15 protein-coding genes are annotated in these 18,215 nt (G+C 57.6%); 5 read left to right on the top strand and 10 right to left on the bottom strand.

Annotated elements, in window-relative coordinates:
• Positions 1-8 precede the first annotated feature (8 nt).
• Entirely contained in the window at positions 9-770 is a 762-nt protein-coding gene (gene pgpB, locus WA302_RS14140) for a phosphatidylglycerophosphatase B (protein WP_167324350.1), read from the bottom strand.
• 279 nt (positions 771-1,049) lie between these two features.
• Here pgpB and ribA point away from each other — a divergent pair, with 279 nt between their 5' ends.
• On the top strand, positions 1,050-1,643 hold the full coding sequence (ribA, locus tag WA302_RS14135; RefSeq protein WP_025303036.1) for a GTP cyclohydrolase II: 594 nt from the start codon (positions 1,050-1,052) through the stop codon (positions 1,641-1,643).
• 56 nt (positions 1,644-1,699) lie between these two features.
• Here ribA and acnA read toward each other — a convergent pair whose 3' ends face one another.
• The gene (gene acnA, locus WA302_RS14130) at positions 1,700-4,372 is read right to left on the bottom strand and encodes an aconitate hydratase AcnA (RefSeq protein ID WP_141998212.1); all 2,673 of its coding nucleotides are present in this window, start codon (positions 4,370-4,372) and stop codon (positions 1,700-1,702) included.
• Between the two features lie 295 nt (positions 4,373-4,667).
• On the opposite strand from acnA, the gene WA302_RS14125 reads away from it, so the two are divergent.
• Complete coding sequence (locus WA302_RS14125; protein ID WP_025303038.1) at positions 4,668-6,383, top strand: hypothetical protein; 1,716 nt, start codon at positions 4,668-4,670, stop codon at positions 6,381-6,383.
• 84 nt (positions 6,384-6,467) lie between these two features.
• Here WA302_RS14125 and cysB read toward each other — a convergent pair whose 3' ends face one another.
• Together cysB and topA are read right to left on the bottom strand one after the other, a co-directional pair.
• Entirely contained in the window at positions 6,468-7,442 is a 975-nt protein-coding gene (gene cysB / locus WA302_RS14120; protein WP_004930690.1) for an HTH-type transcriptional regulator CysB, read from the bottom strand.
• A 360-nt stretch (positions 7,443-7,802) separates the two neighbouring features.
• Complete coding sequence (gene topA, locus WA302_RS14115) at positions 7,803-10,400, bottom strand: type I DNA topoisomerase (RefSeq protein WP_004930691.1); 2,598 nt, start codon at positions 10,398-10,400, stop codon at positions 7,803-7,805.
• 427 nt (positions 10,401-10,827) lie between these two features.
• Between topA and WA302_RS14110 the strand changes: the two genes are divergently transcribed.
• Positions 10,828-11,079 carry a YciN family protein gene (locus WA302_RS14110; protein ID WP_025303039.1) on the top strand — a complete coding sequence of 84 codons (252 nt, stop codon included), beginning with the start codon at positions 10,828-10,830 and terminating at the stop codon, positions 11,077-11,079.
• Between the two features lie 51 nt (positions 11,080-11,130).
• On the opposite strand, the gene sohB is transcribed toward WA302_RS14110, so the two are convergent.
• Positions 11,131-12,177, bottom strand: a complete 1,047-nt coding sequence (sohB, locus tag WA302_RS14105; protein WP_336064275.1) for a protease SohB — start codon at positions 12,175-12,177, stop codon at positions 11,131-11,133.
• 359 nt (positions 12,178-12,536) lie between these two features.
• Here sohB and WA302_RS14100 point away from each other — a divergent pair, with 359 nt between their 5' ends.
• Entirely contained in the window at positions 12,537-13,298 is a 762-nt protein-coding gene (locus WA302_RS14100; protein WP_025303040.1) for a YciK family oxidoreductase, read from the top strand.
• A 13-nt stretch (positions 13,299-13,311) separates the two neighbouring features.
• Positions 13,312-13,902, top strand: coding sequence for a cob(I)yrinic acid a,c-diamide adenosyltransferase (cobO, locus tag WA302_RS14095; RefSeq protein WP_164099636.1), 591 nt, complete (start codon positions 13,312-13,314; stop codon positions 13,900-13,902).
• Between the two features lie 38 nt (positions 13,903-13,940).
• Here cobO and rluB read toward each other — a convergent pair whose 3' ends face one another.
• The 5 genes from rluB to rnm form a co-directional block, all read right to left on the bottom strand.
• On the bottom strand, positions 13,941-14,846 hold the full coding sequence (gene rluB / locus WA302_RS14090; protein ID WP_164099635.1) for a 23S rRNA pseudouridine(2605) synthase RluB: 906 nt from the start codon (positions 14,844-14,846) through the stop codon (positions 13,941-13,943).
• A gap of 162 nt (positions 14,847-15,008) precedes the next feature.
• Positions 15,009-15,806, bottom strand: a complete 798-nt coding sequence (locus WA302_RS14085) for an alpha/beta fold hydrolase (protein ID WP_049205501.1) — start codon at positions 15,804-15,806, stop codon at positions 15,009-15,011.
• A 149-nt stretch (positions 15,807-15,955) separates the two neighbouring features.
• Positions 15,956-16,315 (bottom strand): Rap1a/Tai family immunity protein, encoded by a 360-nt coding sequence (locus WA302_RS14080; protein ID WP_025303044.1) that lies wholly within the window; start codon positions 16,313-16,315, stop codon positions 15,956-15,958.
• Positions 16,316-16,430: 115 nt separating this feature from the next.
• Complete coding sequence (locus tag WA302_RS14075; protein WP_025303045.1) at positions 16,431-17,051, bottom strand: L-threonylcarbamoyladenylate synthase; 621 nt, start codon at positions 17,049-17,051, stop codon at positions 16,431-16,433.
• Positions 17,052-17,098: 47 nt separating this feature from the next.
• A complete protein-coding gene (rnm, locus tag WA302_RS14070; RefSeq protein ID WP_043142502.1) occupies positions 17,099-17,980 on the bottom strand; it encodes an RNase RNM in 882 nt (293 codons plus the stop codon).
• Positions 17,981-18,215: the final 235 nt, after the last annotated feature.

Below are 18,215 nucleotides of genomic sequence, written 5' to 3'. Positions count from 1 at the left end.
AGAAGTGATTATTCCGGCTTGCGCGCCGCGATTTCCTGCTGCTCTTGCGGCGGCGGCGTCAGCGGACCGAACCAACGCTGCGCCAGCCAGCAGGTGATCACCACCAGCAACCAACTGATCAACGTGGCCATTGCCAGATCGCGCGGCCAGTGCATGCCCAGCAGCAGACGGCTGCCCATCACACCCGTTGCCCACACCATCAGCAGCGCGACAGTTTTATAATGGCGGCGCGGCCACAGCAGCCCTACGCCCAACAGTGCCCAGGTGGCGGCGAACATCGTATGCCCCGACGGGAAAGCGAAGCCGGTTTCAAACTGCCAGTGCTTACGCAGCCAGTTCGGCACCAGCGTCTGGTCTTGCAACTGCTCGCGCACCAGCGCGCTGCGCTCTTTGCGGTGCAGCGAATAGAAATATTTTCCGTCCACACCGTGGGTTTGCTCGAGCCATACCACAAACGGTCGCGGTTCTTGCACCCGATCCTTGATCAACGATTTGACCCCCTGCCCAATCAACAGTGCGGCGAAAAGCAGGATTGCCAGACCGATCGCCGCCTTCAACCGAAAGCGCAGGCACCACAAAAACCAACCGCAAAGGATAGCGCTGGTCAGAATGCCCCACGGCGAGGTCACGGTTTCGGTCACCCAGTACAGCGCTTTGAGCAGCCGATCATTGCCGCCGGGCTGCCAGTGCCAGCCGGATGCCCATACTACCAGCGGCATCAACAGCAGCAGCAGCGCGCCGCCCGCCGTGCGTTTTGCTATCTCATACATTCCCGTTTTCCTCTGCGTGAATCAGTCTGCAGTGTAACAAGAGTGCAATATTGATAACACGCGAAAAATTAAACAGATAGGCAACCTATCGCAATAATAGGTGGTCAGAAAACGCCATCTGCTGGTTTGCTGAGCACCGCCCGGCAAGAAGTTGTGGCAAAATAGCCGATAATTAACGAAATAGAGATCGGCGTAGCACGTTTTAGTCTTGGTCAATTCACTGAACCGGACTTAGGATGCGCGACAATGATTGAATCGTAGGTTTTTGTGGAGAATGACATGCAGCTTAAACGGGTGGCAGAGGCTAAACTGCCGACACCTTGGGGCGATTTCCTGATGGTAGGATTCGAAGAACTGGCGACCGGGCATGACCATCTGGCACTGGTATTCGGTGATATTTCCGGCGAAGTGCCGGTACTCGCACGCGTGCATTCCGAATGTCTGACCGGTGACGCCTTATTCAGCCTGCGCTGCGACTGCGGTTTTCAACTCGAAGCCGCACTGGAACAGATCGCCGAAGAAGGCCGCGGCATCCTGCTTTATCATCGCCAGGAGGGCCGCAATATCGGCCTGTTGAACAAGATCCGCGCCTACGCCCTGCAGGATAAGGGCGCAGACACCGTGGAAGCTAACCATCAGCTCGGCTTCGCCGCCGACGAGCGCGACTTCACCCTGTGCGCCGATATGTTCAAACTGCTGGGCGTCGACGCGGTGCGTTTGCTGACCAACAACCCGAAAAAGGTCGAGATCCTGACCGAAGCCGGTATCAATATCAGCGAGCGCGTGCCGCTGATCGTCGGCCGCAATCCGAAGAACGAACGCTATCTGGCCACCAAGGCCGCCAAAATGGGCCATTTGCTCGACCAGAAGTGATCGCTACCGCGGTGGAAACAATCAGGGCGCCTCGCGGTGCCCTTTTTATTGCTTAATTACAGCATTTTCCTGATCACATAGTGCAGGATACCGTCGTTTTCGTAGTAGGTCAGCTCATTGCCGGTATCGATGCGGCAACGGGTGTCGACCACTTCCTTGCGCCCGTCGGCATAGGTGATATGCACCGGCACCGTCTGGCCCGGCTGCAGCTGTTGCAGGCCGCCAACGCTGATCTGCTCATCCCCGGTCAGCCCCAGGGTTTTGCGCGTCACCCCTTGCGGGAACTCCAGCGGCAAAATCCCCATGCCAATCAGGTTTGAGCGGTGAATGCGCTCGAAGGATTCGGCTATCACCACCCGCACGCCCAGCAGGCGCGGCCCCTTCGCCGCCCAGTCGCGACTGGAGCCGGAACCGTACTCTTTACCGGCGATCACCGCCAGCGGCACTTTCTCCTGCTGGTACTGCATGGCGGCGTCGTAGATAGACAGCTGCTGTTGCGACGGAATATGGCGGGTATAGCCGCCTTCCACGCCCGGCACCATTTCGTTGCGAATGCGGATGTTGGCGAAGGTGCCGCGCATCATCACTTCGTGGTTGCCGCGGCGTGAACCGTAGGAGTTAAAATCCTGCGGCGCCACGCCGTGCTCGCTCAGATAACGCCCCGCCGGGCTGTCGCGCTTGATGTTACCCGCCGGCGAGATGTGGTCGGTGGTCACCGAGTCGGCCAGAATCGCCAGAATGCGCGCGTCCTTGATGTCTTGCACCGGATCCGGCTTCACCTTCATGGTGCTGAAGAACGGAGGATGGCGGATATAGGTAGAATCCTCCTGCCATTGATAGGTCGCCGAACCGGTCACCTGGATCGCCTGCCAGTTGGCGTCGCCGTCGAACACTTCGCCGTATTCCTTGTGGAACATCTCGGTGCGCACTTCTTCCACCGCCTGAGCGATGTCCTGGCTGCTCGGCCAGATGTCCTTCAAATAGACCGGCTGACCGTCATTACCCTCGCCCAGCGGCTCTTTGGTCAGATCGATCTTCATGCTACCCGCCAGCGCATAAGCCACTACCAGCGGCGGCGAGGCCAGCCAGTTGGTTTTCACCAGCGGGTGGATGCGCCCTTCGAAGTTACGGTTGCCCGACAGCACCGCGCCCACGGTCAGATCGCCCTCTTTGATCGCCTGCTCGATGGGATCCGGCAGCGGCCCGGAGTTGCCGATACAGGTGGTACAGCCATATCCCACCAGGTTGAACCCCAGTTCTTCCAGATAGGCGGTGAGTTTGGCACTGTCAAAGTAGTCGGTCACCACTTTGGAACCCGGCGCCAGCGAGGTTTTTACCCAGGGTTTGCTGCGTAGCCCTTTCTTGACGGCGTTTTTCGCCAGCAGGCCGGCCGCCATCATGACGCTCGGGTTGGAGGTGTTGGTGCAGGAGGTGATCGCCGCAATCACTACCGCGCCGTCGCGCAGTTCGTGCTGCTGCCCGTCCAGCGTAAAGGTTTTGCTGTCTGTCTTGGCCTTGTGGCCGCCGATATCCAGCTCGGTCGCGGCCGTGAACGCCTGCGGCACATTCGGCAGCGCGACGCGGTCCTGCGGGCGCTTTGGCCCGGCGAGGCTGGCTTCCACGGTTGACATGTCCAGCGCCAGCGAGCTGGTGAAGACCGGTTCATCACCCGGGTTGCGCCACATGCCCTGCGCTTTGGCGTAGGCTTCCACCAGCGCGATTTGTTCGGCGCTGCGGCCGCTGAGCTTCATATAGCCGAGCGTAACGTGATCCACCGGGAAGAAACCGCAGGTGGCGCCGAACTCCGGCGACATATTGGCGATGGTTGCCCGGTCCGCCAGCGGCAGATCGGCCAGCCCATCGCCGTAAAACTCGACGAACTTGCCGACCACGCCATGCTTACGCAGCATTTGAGTCACCGTCAGCACCAGGTCGGTGGCGGTAATGCCCTCGCGGAGCTTGCCGGTCAGCTTAAAGCCGACCACGTCCGGGATCAGCATCGACACCGGCTGGCCCAGCATCGCCGCTTCCGCTTCGATGCCGCCGACGCCCCAGCCGAGGATACCCAGGCCGTTGATCATGGTGGTGTGGGAATCGGTGCCCACCAGCGTATCGGGATAAGCCACGCGGCGGCCGCTTTCGTCGCTGTGCCAGACCGTTTGGCCGAGGTATTCGAGGTTGACCTGGTGACAGATGCCGGTGCCCGGCGGCACCACGCGGAAGCGGTTGAAGGCTTTCTGCCCCCAGCGCAGGAAGGTGTAGCGCTCGTGGTTGCGCTGCATTTCGATACGCACGTTGTCTTCGAAGGCGTTATCGTCGCCAAATTCATCGACGGTAACCGAGTGGTCAATCACCAGATCCACCGGCGACAGCGGATTCACCTGGTCGACGTTGCCGCCCAGTCGCCGTACCGCTTCGCGCATCGCGGCCAGATCCACCACCGCCGGAACGCCGGTAAAATCCTGCATCAGCACGCGCGCCGGACGATAGGCGATCTCACGGTCAGCATGGCCGGTTTGCAGCCAGGCGACGATGGCCTTGAGGTCGTCAACCTGCACGGTATCGCCATCCACATGGCGCAGCAGGTTCTCCAACAGCACTTTCATTGATTTCGGCAACCGGTCGATAGCACCCAGCTGCTTCGCCGCCAGCGGCAGACTGTAATAGTAATATTCGCTATTCAGCGCAACCAGCTTATCCATACTTGTTTCACGAAGATCGGACGACATAGCTCCTCCATTTCTTATTGTGACTAAAACAGGGTAATCAGTGAGGTCTTGTTTAAAGATACCACAAAGATAAGTTAACGTTTTGATAACAACACGATTTGATCACAACGATAGGTGGGAACAATCAGCGGGCAACATGTGGCGGTGACTCAATTACTTAATAGAATGTGCCCTATGGTCTCTGACAGGCCTTCAACAACATGCTTGCCACTTATCTCGCCATTAAGCTGGTCCTGTGAGCCCAGCAGATTGCACGGCCGCTTTACTCGCAACCAAGACTATCCAGGAGAAAAACGTGGCAGAAACTAAAATCAATACACTTTCCACTGTTGAGGAATTAAGAACGACAGAACCCGACATGGATGGGCAAGTCGTGTTATTACGCAGCATCACCGATCGAATACTGCATTATGTCCATAAGGCCGGCGACAAAGCGCCAGATGATGGAACATTGGTGGTCGTTACTGCAAGCGGCAAACGCTGGCGGTTGGTCAGGGATGGCGACACGCTCCAACTCGCCTGGTTTAAAACCGCTGTCAACAGTTGGGACAATGCAATGGATGCGCTGCTCGGGTTCGCCGCAACCACCGGACGAAACGTTGCTAAAATCGTCTTTCCTCGTGGAACAGTGCAATTCAAGAAACCGATCATTCTGGATTATCGCAAAAACTGGTTCTTGGAGGGGCAAGGTGGGCACGGCGCTTCCGGCAGCGTACTCGATTTCAATATTCCTCGCAGTGCCGGCTATGGTGAATACGGCGCGATTCACTGTTGGGGAGAGCCTTTCGGATTTCAGCAGCTCACGCTGCGTGGCCTGATGGTGCAAGGCATCGGCACCCGCATCGTTGATCCTACTCAGGATGAAGCCAGCCGGGCCTACTGTCACGGCGTTTATTGCCGCACCACAGGCACTTTGTGGGAGGACGTCGCCATTCAAAACTTCCGCGGTGCAGCACTGTACCTAGACAACGCGTTCGACAATAACTTCAACCGGGTCTCCGTATTTGCTTCCGGTCGCATGAAGGACGGGTACAGTTATACCAACCTGGATGATGTAGCCAACCCTGATGCCACCGCCTACCCTCCTCTACTAATCATGAGCACTCGTCCTGGTGATCAGAGTAACTTCAATCGTTTTTTTGATGGTTCGATCGAACTCAATAATGTAACTCCATTTGTCGAAGTACGAGGAGGGATTCAGATCCACTTTACACGCATGCACTCGGAACGTCCTGGCGGTGGGCTTGCCGAAGGGCAATGGCCGTTAGGTACTTTTATGAAAGTTGGAGGCGAAGTTTGGCTTACCGACTGCGGGATTAGCAATTTCACCCGAGCGATCGCCTACGGCCCCTATGCACAGATGATTATTAACGGCTGCAATAGACTTTCAGGTGATATTTATCCATACGATACCTCCACCATTGGCAGTGCTCGCCTCAAGCTTGATAACACCATCTGCAAGGGTCTACATATTTCAAGCAATATTCAGGGCGATTATCAAATCAGTAACTGCGTACTACAGTACTTAAATACGGCCGTTATCTCTGGTTCCACTCTGGTCACAAATTGTCGGATCAATGGTGATATAACCGTTACAGGGAGGGCTGGTATACCACTTGGTTCAGCCGGTGGGTTAAAAATTAGTAATAGTCAAGTTGCAGGTAATCTGATAGCCACAGCAACGGCCCAGCGGATCAGCGTTGCCGGCTGCCATATTTTCGGGGATTTATCCTTACCCGGCACCAACTGCAGCGCAGTGCATAACGTAGTGCTCGGCACAGAGTACATTGCCTCAACGGGCAATAACGTAAGTATCGGCAAGACTTCTCCACCCATTATCTACGTTGATAGCAGCTATAGCGAAATATCAGGCAGTGTTCAGAGAGGCACATTAATTCTCAAACGATCGGCAACAGCGGCTCAATCCCCAGGTTGGATTTGCACTTCTAGCGGTGCAGTGGGAGCCACTTTGAAAGTAGCAGCGTTAGCCGCATTGGGGAATGAAATATGAAATTGCGCAGTTAACACACGGAAACGGGAAGGCATTAGCCTTCCCATTCATCATTAATGCAATGCTTAGCAGTCCAAGTGCAAGTTACTTAATCGGCAGCTTGATGTCCTTGAACATCGCTTCAATCTCTTCGTTGGAACGCAACGCCACCGCGCTGTCGACCACGTCGCGCGTCAGGTGCGGCGCGAAGCGCTGAATAAAGTCGTACATGTAGCTGCGCAGGAAGGTGCTGCGGCGGAAGCCGATCTTGGTGGTGCTGTAGGTGAAGATATCGCGCGCATCCACCGTCACCAGATCCGGATCCTGCACTGGATCCACCGCCATGCTGGCGATCACCCCCACCCCCAGTCCCAGACGCACATAGGTTTTGATCACGTCGGCGTCGGTGGCGGTAAAGACGATGCGCGGCGTCAGGCCGGCGCGGTTGAAGGCGGTGTCCAGCTCCGAGCGGCCGGTAAAGCCGAAGGTGTAAGTGACGATCGGGTAAGCCGCCAGTTCTTCAATGCTGATGCTGCTTTTGCCCGCCAAAGGATGATCGGGCTTCACCACCACCGCACGGTTCCAGTGGTAGCACGGCAGCATGATGAGATCGTCGTACAGGTGCAGCGCTTCGGTGGCGATGGCGAAATCGGCGGTGCCCTTGGAGACCGCTTCGGCGATCTGCGTCGGCGACCCCTGGTGCATGTGCAGCGAGACGCGCGGGTAACGCTCGATAAAGCCCTTAATCACGTTGGGCAAGGCGTAGCGAGCCTGCGTATGCGTGGTGGCGACGTACAGCGAGCCTTTGTCCGGGTAGGTGTGTTCACCGGCAACGGCTTTGATGGCGTCCACTTTGGACAATACTTCACGCGCGATGCGAATGATTTCCTGGCCGGCGGGGGTGACCTGGGTCAGGTGCTTGCCGCTACGGGCGAAAATCTGGATGCCCAGCTCATCTTCGAGCATGCGCACCTGTTTACTGATGCCGGGTTGCGAGGTATAGAGCCCTTCTGCCGTCGAGGAGACATTCAGGTTGTGGTTAACCACTTCCACAATGTAACGAAGCTGCTGCAATTTCATATCTTATACCATCCTAGGTTAAACACTGCGGCTTACCCGCAGCCAGGTATATCGGTGTCGCCCCGGTATGCTGAAACTCACAAGCCATAAACACCGTGTTCTACCCTGATGGTGAAGAAAGCGCCGTTGTTAATAAGCTTTAATAATAAAAAAACTTTTTATATAACCACTATACCACGTTGCAGCTTCAAGTATAGATCCGCGTCACACTATGATAACGATTATTTTGCATGGGTATCAACGTGAAACGACGGTAACGGAGGGATAAAAACAGCAAAGGATAGATCCGTTTGCCCCTTTTCACCAATAAAAAACCAGCCGCCAGGGCTGGTTTTTCATCTTACAGGCAGGACATCAGCCTTACTTCTTGCCTTCAACCCACTTGCCGTCCACGTAGAACGCAGACCAACCGGTCGCCTTGCCGTCTTTTTCAGAAGAGACGTACTGCTGCTTGGTTTTACGGCTGAAACGCACCAGCGTTTTATTGCCTTCGGCATCCGCGACCGGCGCATCGGCCAGATAACGCAGTTTCTCCGGCAGACGATCCTTGAAGCGAGCCAGCTCTTCCACCAGCGGCGCGCGGGTTTCGCGCGATTTAGGGAAGGTATTGGCCGCCAGGAACACGCCGGCAGCGCCGTCACGCAGTACGAAATAGGCGTCGGACTTCTCGCACGGCAGCTCTGGCAACGGTACCGGATCTTCCTTCGGCGGCGCGACATCGCCGTTACGCAGGATCTTACGGGTGTTTTTGCAGTTCTCGTTGGTGCAGCCCATGTACTTGCCGAAGCGCCCCATTTTCAGGTGCATTTCCGAGCCGCATTTGTCGCACTCCACCACCGGGCCGTCATAGCCTTTCAGGCGGAACTCGCCCTCTTCGATCTCATAACCGTCACACGCCGGGTTGTTACCGCAGACGTGCAGCTTACGCTGGTTGTCGATCAGATAGCTGTCCATCGCCGTACCGCATTTCTGGCAGCGGCGGCGTGCGCGCAGCGCGTTGGTTTCCGCGTCGTCGCCTTCGAGGATGTTGAGCACTTCCGCTTCAGGCACCAGGTTGATGGTGGTTTTGCAACGCTCCTTCGGCGGCAGCGCGTAGCCGGAACAGCCGAGGAACACACCGGTGCTGGCGGTACGGATGCCCATCTTGCGGCCGCAGGTCGGGCAGTCAATGCTGGTCATCACCATCTGGTTAGGCCGCATGCCGCCTTCTTCCGGATCCTTCTCCGCCGTTTCCAGCTGCTCGCTGAAGTCGACGAAGAATTCGTCCAACACCGCTTTCCACTCGGCCTGGTTGTTGGCGACCTCATCAAGGCCGTCTTCCATGCGCGCGGTGAAGTCATAGTTCATCAGCTCGCGGAAGTTCTCTTCCAGGCGATCGGTAACGATCTCGCCCATTTTCTCGGCATAGAAGCGGCGGCTTTCCACCCGCACATAACCGCGATCCTGAATGGTCGAGATGATGGAGGCGTAGGTGGACGGACGGCCGATACCGCGTTTTTCCAGCTCTTTCACCAGTGAGGCTTCGCTGTAGCGCGCCGGCGGCTTGGTGAAGTGCTGGCTTGGGATCAGTTTCTGCAGATCAAGTTCGCTGCCGATTTCGACGTATGGCAGAGTGCGATCTTCATCGCCCTTGCGCAGCGCCGGCATCACCTTGGTCCAGCCGTCAAAGCGCAGCGTACGGCCCTTGGCGCGCAGTTGATAATCGCCGGCTTTCACCGTCAGCGTGGTGGAATCGTATTGCGCCGGTGTCATCTGGCAGGCAACGAACTGGCGCCAGATCAGCTGATACAGCTTCTGCGCGTCCGCCTCCATGTCTTTCAACTGCTCGGCGAGCACGTTCACGTCCGAAGGACGGATCGCTTCGTGCGCTTCCTGCGAATTCTCTTTGCTGCTGTACTGATTCGGCGCCTTCGGCAGGTATTTGTCGCCGAAGTTGTCGCCGATGTAGCCACGCACCATGTTGAGCGCATCCTGGCTCAGGTTGGTGGAATCGGTACGCATATAGGTGATGTGGCCGGCTTCATACAGCCGTTGCGCCATCATCATGGTTTTCTTCACGCCGAAGCTCAGGCGGGTACTGGCGGCCTGTTGCAGCGTGGAGGTAATGAAAGGCGCGCCCGGCTTGCTGCTGGTCGGTTTATCTTCGCGATCCAGCACCGTATAACGGGCTTTTTCCAGCAGCTTGACCGCGGCGTGAGTCTGCTCGCGGTTGACCGGCTTGAACGGTTTGTCGTGCGCGTGAGTCACTTCCATCTGCAGCGCGGTTTCACCCTTCGCCAGCAGATCGGCATGCAGCTCCCAATACTCTTCCGGCACGAACGCCTTGATGTCTCGTTCGCGCTCAACCACCAGACGCACCGCCACCGACTGCACGCGGCCGGCGGACAGGCCGCGGGCGATTTTCTTCCACAGCAGCGGCGAGACCATATAGCCCACCACGCGGTCCATAAACCGGCGTGCCTGCTGCGCGTTGACGCGGTCAATGTTCAGCTCGCCCGGCTGTTTGAACGCCTGTTGGATTGCGTTTTTGGTGATTTCGTTAAACACCACGCGGCTAAAGCGTTTGTCATCCCCACCGATCACTTCCCGCAGGTGCCAGGCGATGGCTTCCCCTTCGCGGTCAAGGTCGGTTGCGAGATAAATGTGGTCGGCGTTTTCCGCCAACGATTTTAACTCGGCGACCACTTTTTCTTTACCCGGCAGGATTTCATAATGCGCTTTCCAGCCGTGGTAAGGGTCGACGCCCATGCGATTTACCAGCGCCGCCTTCTCATCTTTTTTAACTTTTTTCTTGGCTTTGTCTTCGGTTGAGTCAGCGCTCTTTTTGCTGGCTGAGCCACTGGTCGGCAAATCACGGATATGACCGACGCTGGACTTCACCACGTAGTCACTTCCTAAATATTTATTAATAGTTTTGGCTTTTGCCGGGGACTCAACTATTACGAGAGCTTTACCCATATTTACCTTTACCTAATTTATTTCTTCTAAAAAGAAGTCTTTTATCTCGCCGTGCCGCGGCAATTCGTGTCTCTTTTTTTATATTGCGGCAGTCTGGCAAGAGATCAACAGATTTTTTTCTTTTGGTTGCCCAACTGCTCAACCTGAACGCAAGTTGTTGATCCTGCCTGCTATTCACCCATGCCCCAGAAGTATGGCTGTGTGAGTTTTATTCATGGCGTAAACAAAACCTTCCACCCGACGCCGCAAAATCCCACACTGTACCTGATAAAAAGCGTCACGCAACCTAATTAGCACGGAAAGGCAGATTTCGCCAACCGGCGGCCGCCCATGGCCATCCAGACGGCAAATAAACCTTAGTCGGTTTGCGGATAAAAGCGAACCGGCGTTAGAATATGCGCAGCGTTTTTTGTTTGGAGTCTAATAAATGCACAAGAATACTGCACCTATCGGCCGCGAGGCCCTACTGGCGGAAGCAAATAACATCATCCGCCAACACGAAGATTATCTGCACGGCATGCTCGCCACCGACGTTGAACAAAAAAGCGGCGTTTTAGTTTTTCGCGGCGAATACTTTTTGGATGCCGACGGATTGCCCACCGCCAAAACCACCGCGGTATTTAATATGTTTAAACATTTGGCCCATCTGCTTTCGGAAAAATACCACCTGGTCGATTGAGTAAAGAAAACGGGGGCACCTGGCCCCCGTTGATTCCTGCTCTCATCGCCGTTACAACAACGGCTTTTCCCCACGCTGCCACCAGCGCAACAGTAAACGATCGACGCTTTCCGCCGCGCTGCCGGTGAAGCGATCCATCAGGCGTTTGCGGCGCGTGTAGCGCACGGCGATCACTTCGTGGTTATCCAACTCGGCGATCAGCAAATCGTCGCTGGTGCCGATGGCGTCGATCAGCCCCTTTTCTTTGGCCTGAGAACCGAACCAGTGCTCACCGGTGGCGACGCTATCGATATCCAGCGACGGGCGCTGCTCATGCACGAAGCGCTTGAACAGTTCGTGGGTTTCGTTCAGATCTTCGCGAAACTTCTCGCGCCCTTGCTCGGTGTTTTCACCGAACAGCGTCAGCGTGCGTTTGAACTGCCCGGCGGTGTGCAGCTCCACGTCGATGTCATTCTTTTTCAGCAGGCGGTGGAAGTTCGGGATCTGCGCCACCACGCCGATGGAGCCGATGATGGCGAACGGTGCCGCCACGATGCGATCCGCGACGCAGGCCATCATGTAGCCGCCGCTGGCCGCCACTTTATCCACCGCTACCGTCAGGCGAATGCCGCCCTTGCGCAGGCGCTCCAACTGCGAGGCCGCCAGGCCGTAGCCGTGCACCACCCCGCCAGGGCTTTCCAGGCGCAGCAGAACTTCATCCTGCGCCGACGCTACCGCCAGCACCGCCGAGATCTCTTCGCGCAGCGAGGTGACTTCGTGCGCGTCCATGCTGCCCTTGAAGTCCAGCACATACAGGCACGGCTTAGTCACTTCCACCGCGCCGGACTTGGCGCGCTGCTTCTTCAGCTTGTCGTCGGCCTTGGTCTGCTTTTTGAACTGTTTCAGCCAGACCTTCTGCTCGGCGGTATCCATACGCGCCAGGCGCATATCGCGCTGCATCTCGCGATACTGTTCGCCGAGGTCGGTCAGCTGCAACTCCCCTTTTTGGCGGCTCTTGCGTTGCCCCAGGCTGACCGCCAATATGGCCAACGCGGCGATGGCGAGCACCACCGTGGCGACCTTGGCCAGAAACAGGCCATAAACAGATATAAACTCCACAGATTCCGCCTTTATTTACAGGTTGTTAGTATACTTCTTTCCATTCTAGCCAACCGCAGCGGCTGCTGTCGCGGCTAAATGAAAATTCATTGCGCACGGAGCATCACTATGGGGACGATTTACGGTCGAACCAAGCCGCCGCTGCCGCGCTTTTGTTACAAAAGAATGCCATTTCAGCCTGCTATGCATTGAAAATGCCCGCGGATTAAGGCATATAACACCCATTATTCATCAATACGATGAGACGGATTCGCTGCGCGGCCCGCAGACGGTCGAGCCTTTGCTCCCGCCCCGGCCGCGCGTTTCACCCTTGCTCCCCGATATTCGCGGGAGAACAGCCACCCAGGCGAGGATGTATCGTGCATTACCAACCCAAACAAGACCTGCTCGAACAACGTATCATTTTAGTTACCGGCGCCGGTGACGGCATCGGCCGTGAAGCGGCGCTGACCTACGCGCGCTTCGGTGCCCAACTGGTGCTGCTGGGCCGTACCGAGAGCAAACTGCTGGCGGTACAACAAGAAATTGCGGCCCAGGGCGGCGCCCCGGCCTTGGTGGTGACGCTGGACTTGCTGCACGCCACTCAGGAGCAATGCCGGCAGATAGCCGACGATCTGGCTAGCCAGATCCCCCGCCTTGACGGCGTGCTGCACAACGCCGGCCTGCTCGGCGACATCGCGCCGATGGCCGAGCTGTCGATGACCATGTGGCAAGAAGTGATGCAGGTTAACGTCAACGCCACCTTTATGCTGACCCAGGCACTGTTGCCACTGCTGCTGAAATCCCACGCCGGTTCGCTGGTGTTCACCAGCTCCAGCGTCGGGCGTACCGGCCGCGCAGACTGGGGTGCCTATGCGGTGTCGAAGTTCGCCACCGAGGGCATGATGCAGGTATTGGCCGACGAGTACAAAACTCGCAATTTGCGGGTGAACTGCATCAATCCGGGTGGCACCCGCACCAAAATGCGCGCATCCGCCTTCCCACACGAAGACAAGAACAAACTGAAGACCCCCGCCGATATCATGCCGTTGTACCTGTATCTGATGGGCGAGGACAGCCGCCGCAAAACTGGCATGAGCTTCGACGCGCAGCCGAATCGTAAACCCGGCGCGGCCGAATAATAAGGAGCGTTTCATGGCGGAAGATCGTCATCAACAGCGCCAGCAGCGCCTGAAAGAACAGGTTGATGCGCGCATCGCCGCGGCGCAGGATACTCGCGGCCTGCTGCTGGTGTTTACCGGTAACGGCAAGGGTAAAACCACCGCCGCCTTCGGCACCGTCACCCGGGCGGTTGGCCACGGCATGCGCGCCGGGGTGATCCAGTTCATCAAGGGCGAATGGCCCAATGGCGAAAAGAATCTGCTACAGCAACACGGCGTTGAATTTCAGGTAATGGCCACCGGTTTCACCTGGGAGACGCAGAACAAGGCCGGCGACACCGCCGCCTGCCAGGCGGTGTGGCAGCACAGTAAACGCATGCTGGCCGACAGCAGCCTGGACCTGGTGCTGCTGGACGAAGTGACCTACATGCTGACCTACGGCTATCTGGAACTGGACGAGTTGAAGGAAGCGCTCCTACGGCGCCCTGTGCACCAAACGGTGATCCTGACCGGGCGCGGTTGCCATCGCGATCTATTGGAACTGGCTGATACGGTCACGGAGATGCGACCGGTGAAACACGCGTTCGACGCAGGCGTGAAGGCGCAACAAGGGATCGATTGGTAACAAAAAGTTCTGGCCCCGAACGGGACCAGAATGAGGGATTAGCTGCGTTTGCTTGGCTTGCCCGGTTTACCCGGTTTGCTGCCAGGCGCGCTGCGGCGGCCGCTGCCGGCTACCTGCGAGTGGCGCTTGACCGCACGGCGGATCTGGTTAGCCTTCACGCGGCGGCGCTCACGCTCCACCGGCATTTTGCTGACCGTTTCCGGCTTCAGTTCCACCAGCTCGCGCAGGTAGTTGATCGCCGGCAGGTCCAGTTCGGCCCAGCCGCCGCGCGGCAGGCCTTTCGGCAGATCGATGTCGCCGTAACGCACGCGGATCAGGCGGCTCACCTGCACGCCCACCGCTTCCCACAGGCGACGCACTTCACGGTTGCGGCCTTCGGTCAGGGTCACGTTGTACCACTGGTTGAGGCCTTCACCGCCCTGGAAGCTGATAGTGCGGAAGGCGGCCGGGCCGTCTTCCAATTGCACGCCCTTGCTCAGCTGCTTCACTTTCGCATCGTCAACCTGGCCGAACACGCGTACCGCGTACTCACGTTCCACTTCACGGCTTGGATGCATCAGACGGTTGGCCAGTTCGCCATCGGTGGTGAACAGCAGCAGACCGGAGGTGTTGACGTCCAGTCGCCCTACCGCCACCCAGCGTGAACCGCGCAGCTTCGGCAAGCGATCGAACACCGTCGGGCGGCCTTCAGGATCGCTGCGGGTACACAGCTCGCCTTCCGGTTTGTAGTAAGCCAACACCCGGCAAACCACCTCTTCGGATTCTTTGATCGACAGGACATGGCCATCCAGACGAATTTTCATCGCCGGGGCCACTTCAACGCGGTCGCCCAGCTTGGCGACCTTGCCGTCAACGCTGACGCGCCCGGCTTCAATCATGGTTTCGATTTCACGACGCGAGCCATGCCCGGCGCGCGCTAATACTTTCTGTAACTTTTCGCTCATTGAGCAACCTCTAATGTCGCCTTCACAGGCGTCGGGGGGATACCGTCGTGGCCAACAGCCACAACGGTCATAATACGTTTATCAGGATCGAACCGTGTATTATACAGGCTTTCTAAGGTGTTGAAACCCACTTTATCGGCGGTGTCCCCCTTCAGACGGCGTTCACGGCGCCAAAAAATCCTCCACAGCCCACAGCACCGAGTCAGGCCGTTCCAGAATGCCGAGGTGAGTACGGGCCTCCCCGAGACGCACCACGGAGAAAAACGGCTGCTCGGCGGCAAAGGCCTGCTGTTGCCGCAGATAGTCGTCACGGCGATCCAACGAGTAGATGTGCCGGCACGGCGGCGGTGCGCTCATTCCCGCCAGGCGTTGCAGCGGTGAGCCGAATTGCCGATAGGCCTGTTCGATGGCCACGCCGGCGGCACGCCAGAGCCGGTAATCTTCCTGCGCCATCTCAACCTCCAGATGGCGTTTGACCCGATCGTGGCGGATGCCGCCCTGCCAGAAGTCGAACAAGGCGTCGCGCGCCGCCAGCCACTGCTGCGGCTCCTGCATGCGGCTCACCGCCGTAAAGAACGCCGGTTCCGGCTGCGTCATGATCCAGTCGAGAAACACCATGCCCTGCACCCTCTGCGGCAACGCTTCAGCCAACGCTACCGCCAGCCAGCTGGCGTGCGCCACCGACAGGGTGACCACGTTATCCAAACGCAGCGCCGTCAGCAGTTGGCGCACATCCTCCAGCAAATCGTCCGCCGTCAGCGACATCTCCGCGGCTTTCGACGACAGGCCATGGCCCCGCCAGTCGATGTTGATCACCCGATAACGTTCGGCCGCCAAAGCAATGAACGGCTCGAACACGGTTTTCGGTTCGCACCAGCCGGGCAACAGCACCAGCGTGAGCGGCCCTGAGCCGATATCCTGATAGTCGAGCATCATGTTGGCACTGTGAAATGCGGTCATATTACCTCCTGCGCGTCTCTCCCCGACCCGTTCGGGAAATACCGACGGGAATAAGGTGACAGCGCAGCAGGCATTGATCTATTGAAGTTCGTGCGGAATGCGCCCCGAGCGCATCTTATGAAAAAATGCGCACTAATTGGAACGGGAACTTAATGGCGCACGCAGGGATAGGCAGCGCTTAATGCCAGCATGATCACCGACGGAGCGGAATAATGCAGTTGCTCTGGGTGCTCGTTCAAATACTTCATCACCGCGTCGGCGGCGACGCCGATGCTCATCCCGGCAGCCGGACAGATATTGCGATTGCCCTGCATAGAATAGGTATCGAATACGCCGGCGACGTATCCCATAAACATGCCACCATTCAGCGCTTCGGCCACGGTGGCTTCACCGCTTTTATTTTTTACGTAACCGCCGGATTCCGCCAGCAAACCGCTGCCTGAATAAAAACCCGCATTTGCCATTGAGGAAAATAATAAGGCCGCTAAAAAAGAAACCTGTTTAATCATTGCTGCGCATCCTGCCCATTATCAATTCTGAAGTAATCAAGAATAGCGGCTTTCACGCGAAATAGCCTCGCTTCAGCCGATTTTCAGACAATGGGCAAGGTGGCAACCTTTTACATCAGCGGAAAGGCGCCGCGTCGCCCGCCCCTTCGCGCACCACTTCCGGCGTGGATTCGGTCAGATCGATAACCGTAGTCGGCTGTTGGCCGAGGAAGCCGCCGTGGATCACCAGATCGACCACCTTGCCCAAATGATCGCTGATCTCTTCCGGATCGGACTCAGCAAAATCATTGCCCGGCAGCATCAGGGTGGTGGACATCATCGGTTCGTTCAACGCCTCCAATAGCGCCAGCGCGATCGGGTTTGAGGGCACGCGCAGGCCGATAGTTTTACGCTTTTCATTCATCAGGCGGCGCGGCACTTCTTTGGTCGCCTTCAAAATGAACGTGTAGTGGCCCGGCGTATTGTTTTTGATCAGGCGGAAGGCCGTGTTATCGACGTGCGCATAGGTCGATAATTCGGACAGATCGCGGCACATCAGGGTAAAGTTGTGGTTGCCGTCCAGTTGACGGATGCGGCAAATGCGCTCCATCGCCGCCTTCTCTTCCAGCATGCAACCCAACGCATAGCCGGAATCGGTGGGATAAACGATCACTCCGCCCTTGCGTAGCACGTCGACCGCCTGGTTAATCAAACGCGGTTGCGGGTTGTCCGGATGAATATAAAAAAGCTGACTCATGACTTGCTCCTAAAATGATGCCCGCGCGCGTTGCCACGCGCGTAAAATCAGACCGCCTGGCCCGGTTGCGGCCAATCGCGCCACACTGGCTCGACACCGCCCGGCAGCCACAGCTTGCGCCCCAGTTCGATCCACGAACAAGGTTGATGGAAATCAGAGCCTTGCGAGGCCAACAGGTGGTAGTCCTGCGCGTATTTCGCCAGCTGCGCGCGCTCATGCGGCGCCTGCTGACACTGCGCCACTTCCATGGCGTCGCCGCCGTGTTCGGCGAAATGCGCCAGTAAACGTTTCAACCACTTCGCGGTCAGATCGTAACGGCCGGGATGCGCCATCACCGCCTGACCGCCCGATTGATGAATCGCATCAATGGCTTGTTCTATTGTACACCACTGCGGCGGCACGTAGCCGGTTTTGCCCTTGGCCAAGTATTTCTTGAACACCTGCGCCATGTTGTTCGCCACGCCAAGCTCCACCAGGTAACGGGCGAAATGGCCGCGGGTGACCGCGCCGGCGCCCGCCAGCCGTTGCGCGCCGGCATAGGCGTCAGGGATCCGCGCTTTACCCAGGCGCACGCCAATCTCCTGCGCCCGCCAGTTGCGGCGTTCGGTTTGTTCCGCCAACAGTGCCACCAGCGCCGGATGCGTGACGTCCATGCCCAACCCAACGATATGAATTTCATGATTTTCCCACAGCGTCGAGATTTCAACCCCGTTGACCAACCGCAGCGGCAACGCCTGCTCCGCAATGGCCGTGGCGGCCTCGGCCAATCCGGCGGTGGTATCGTGATCGGTGATCGCCAGCACGCCTACACGCATCTCGACCGCCCGCAGTACCAGCTGCGTCGGCGTCAGATAACCGTCGGAGGCGGTCGTGTGGCTGTGGAGATCGTACAGAGTAAAAGCGGTGGATGGGGGGTTACTGTCTGTCAAAACGGCTATCCGGCAATGGCTTGGTTTTCTATCATACCCGCGATCGACGGCCGGACGGAAATCTATTCTGCCCTGGCCGCAGGCGCCAGGCGGATGATGAATAGAATTCACGCTGGCCGCTAAAACATTGTGCAAAAAGAGGGTTGACTTTGCCGCCGCGAACCAGTTAACTAGTACACAAGTTCACGGCAACGGCCGTGTCAGATGAGCGTTAACAGAGAGAGTCGGCAAATGA

The organism is Serratia sp. 201 (genome assembly GCF_037027545.1).
Classification (GTDB): domain Bacteria; phylum Pseudomonadota; class Gammaproteobacteria; order Enterobacterales; family Enterobacteriaceae; genus Serratia; species Serratia bockelmannii.
This window is presented reverse-complemented; position numbering and strand designations above follow the sequence as displayed.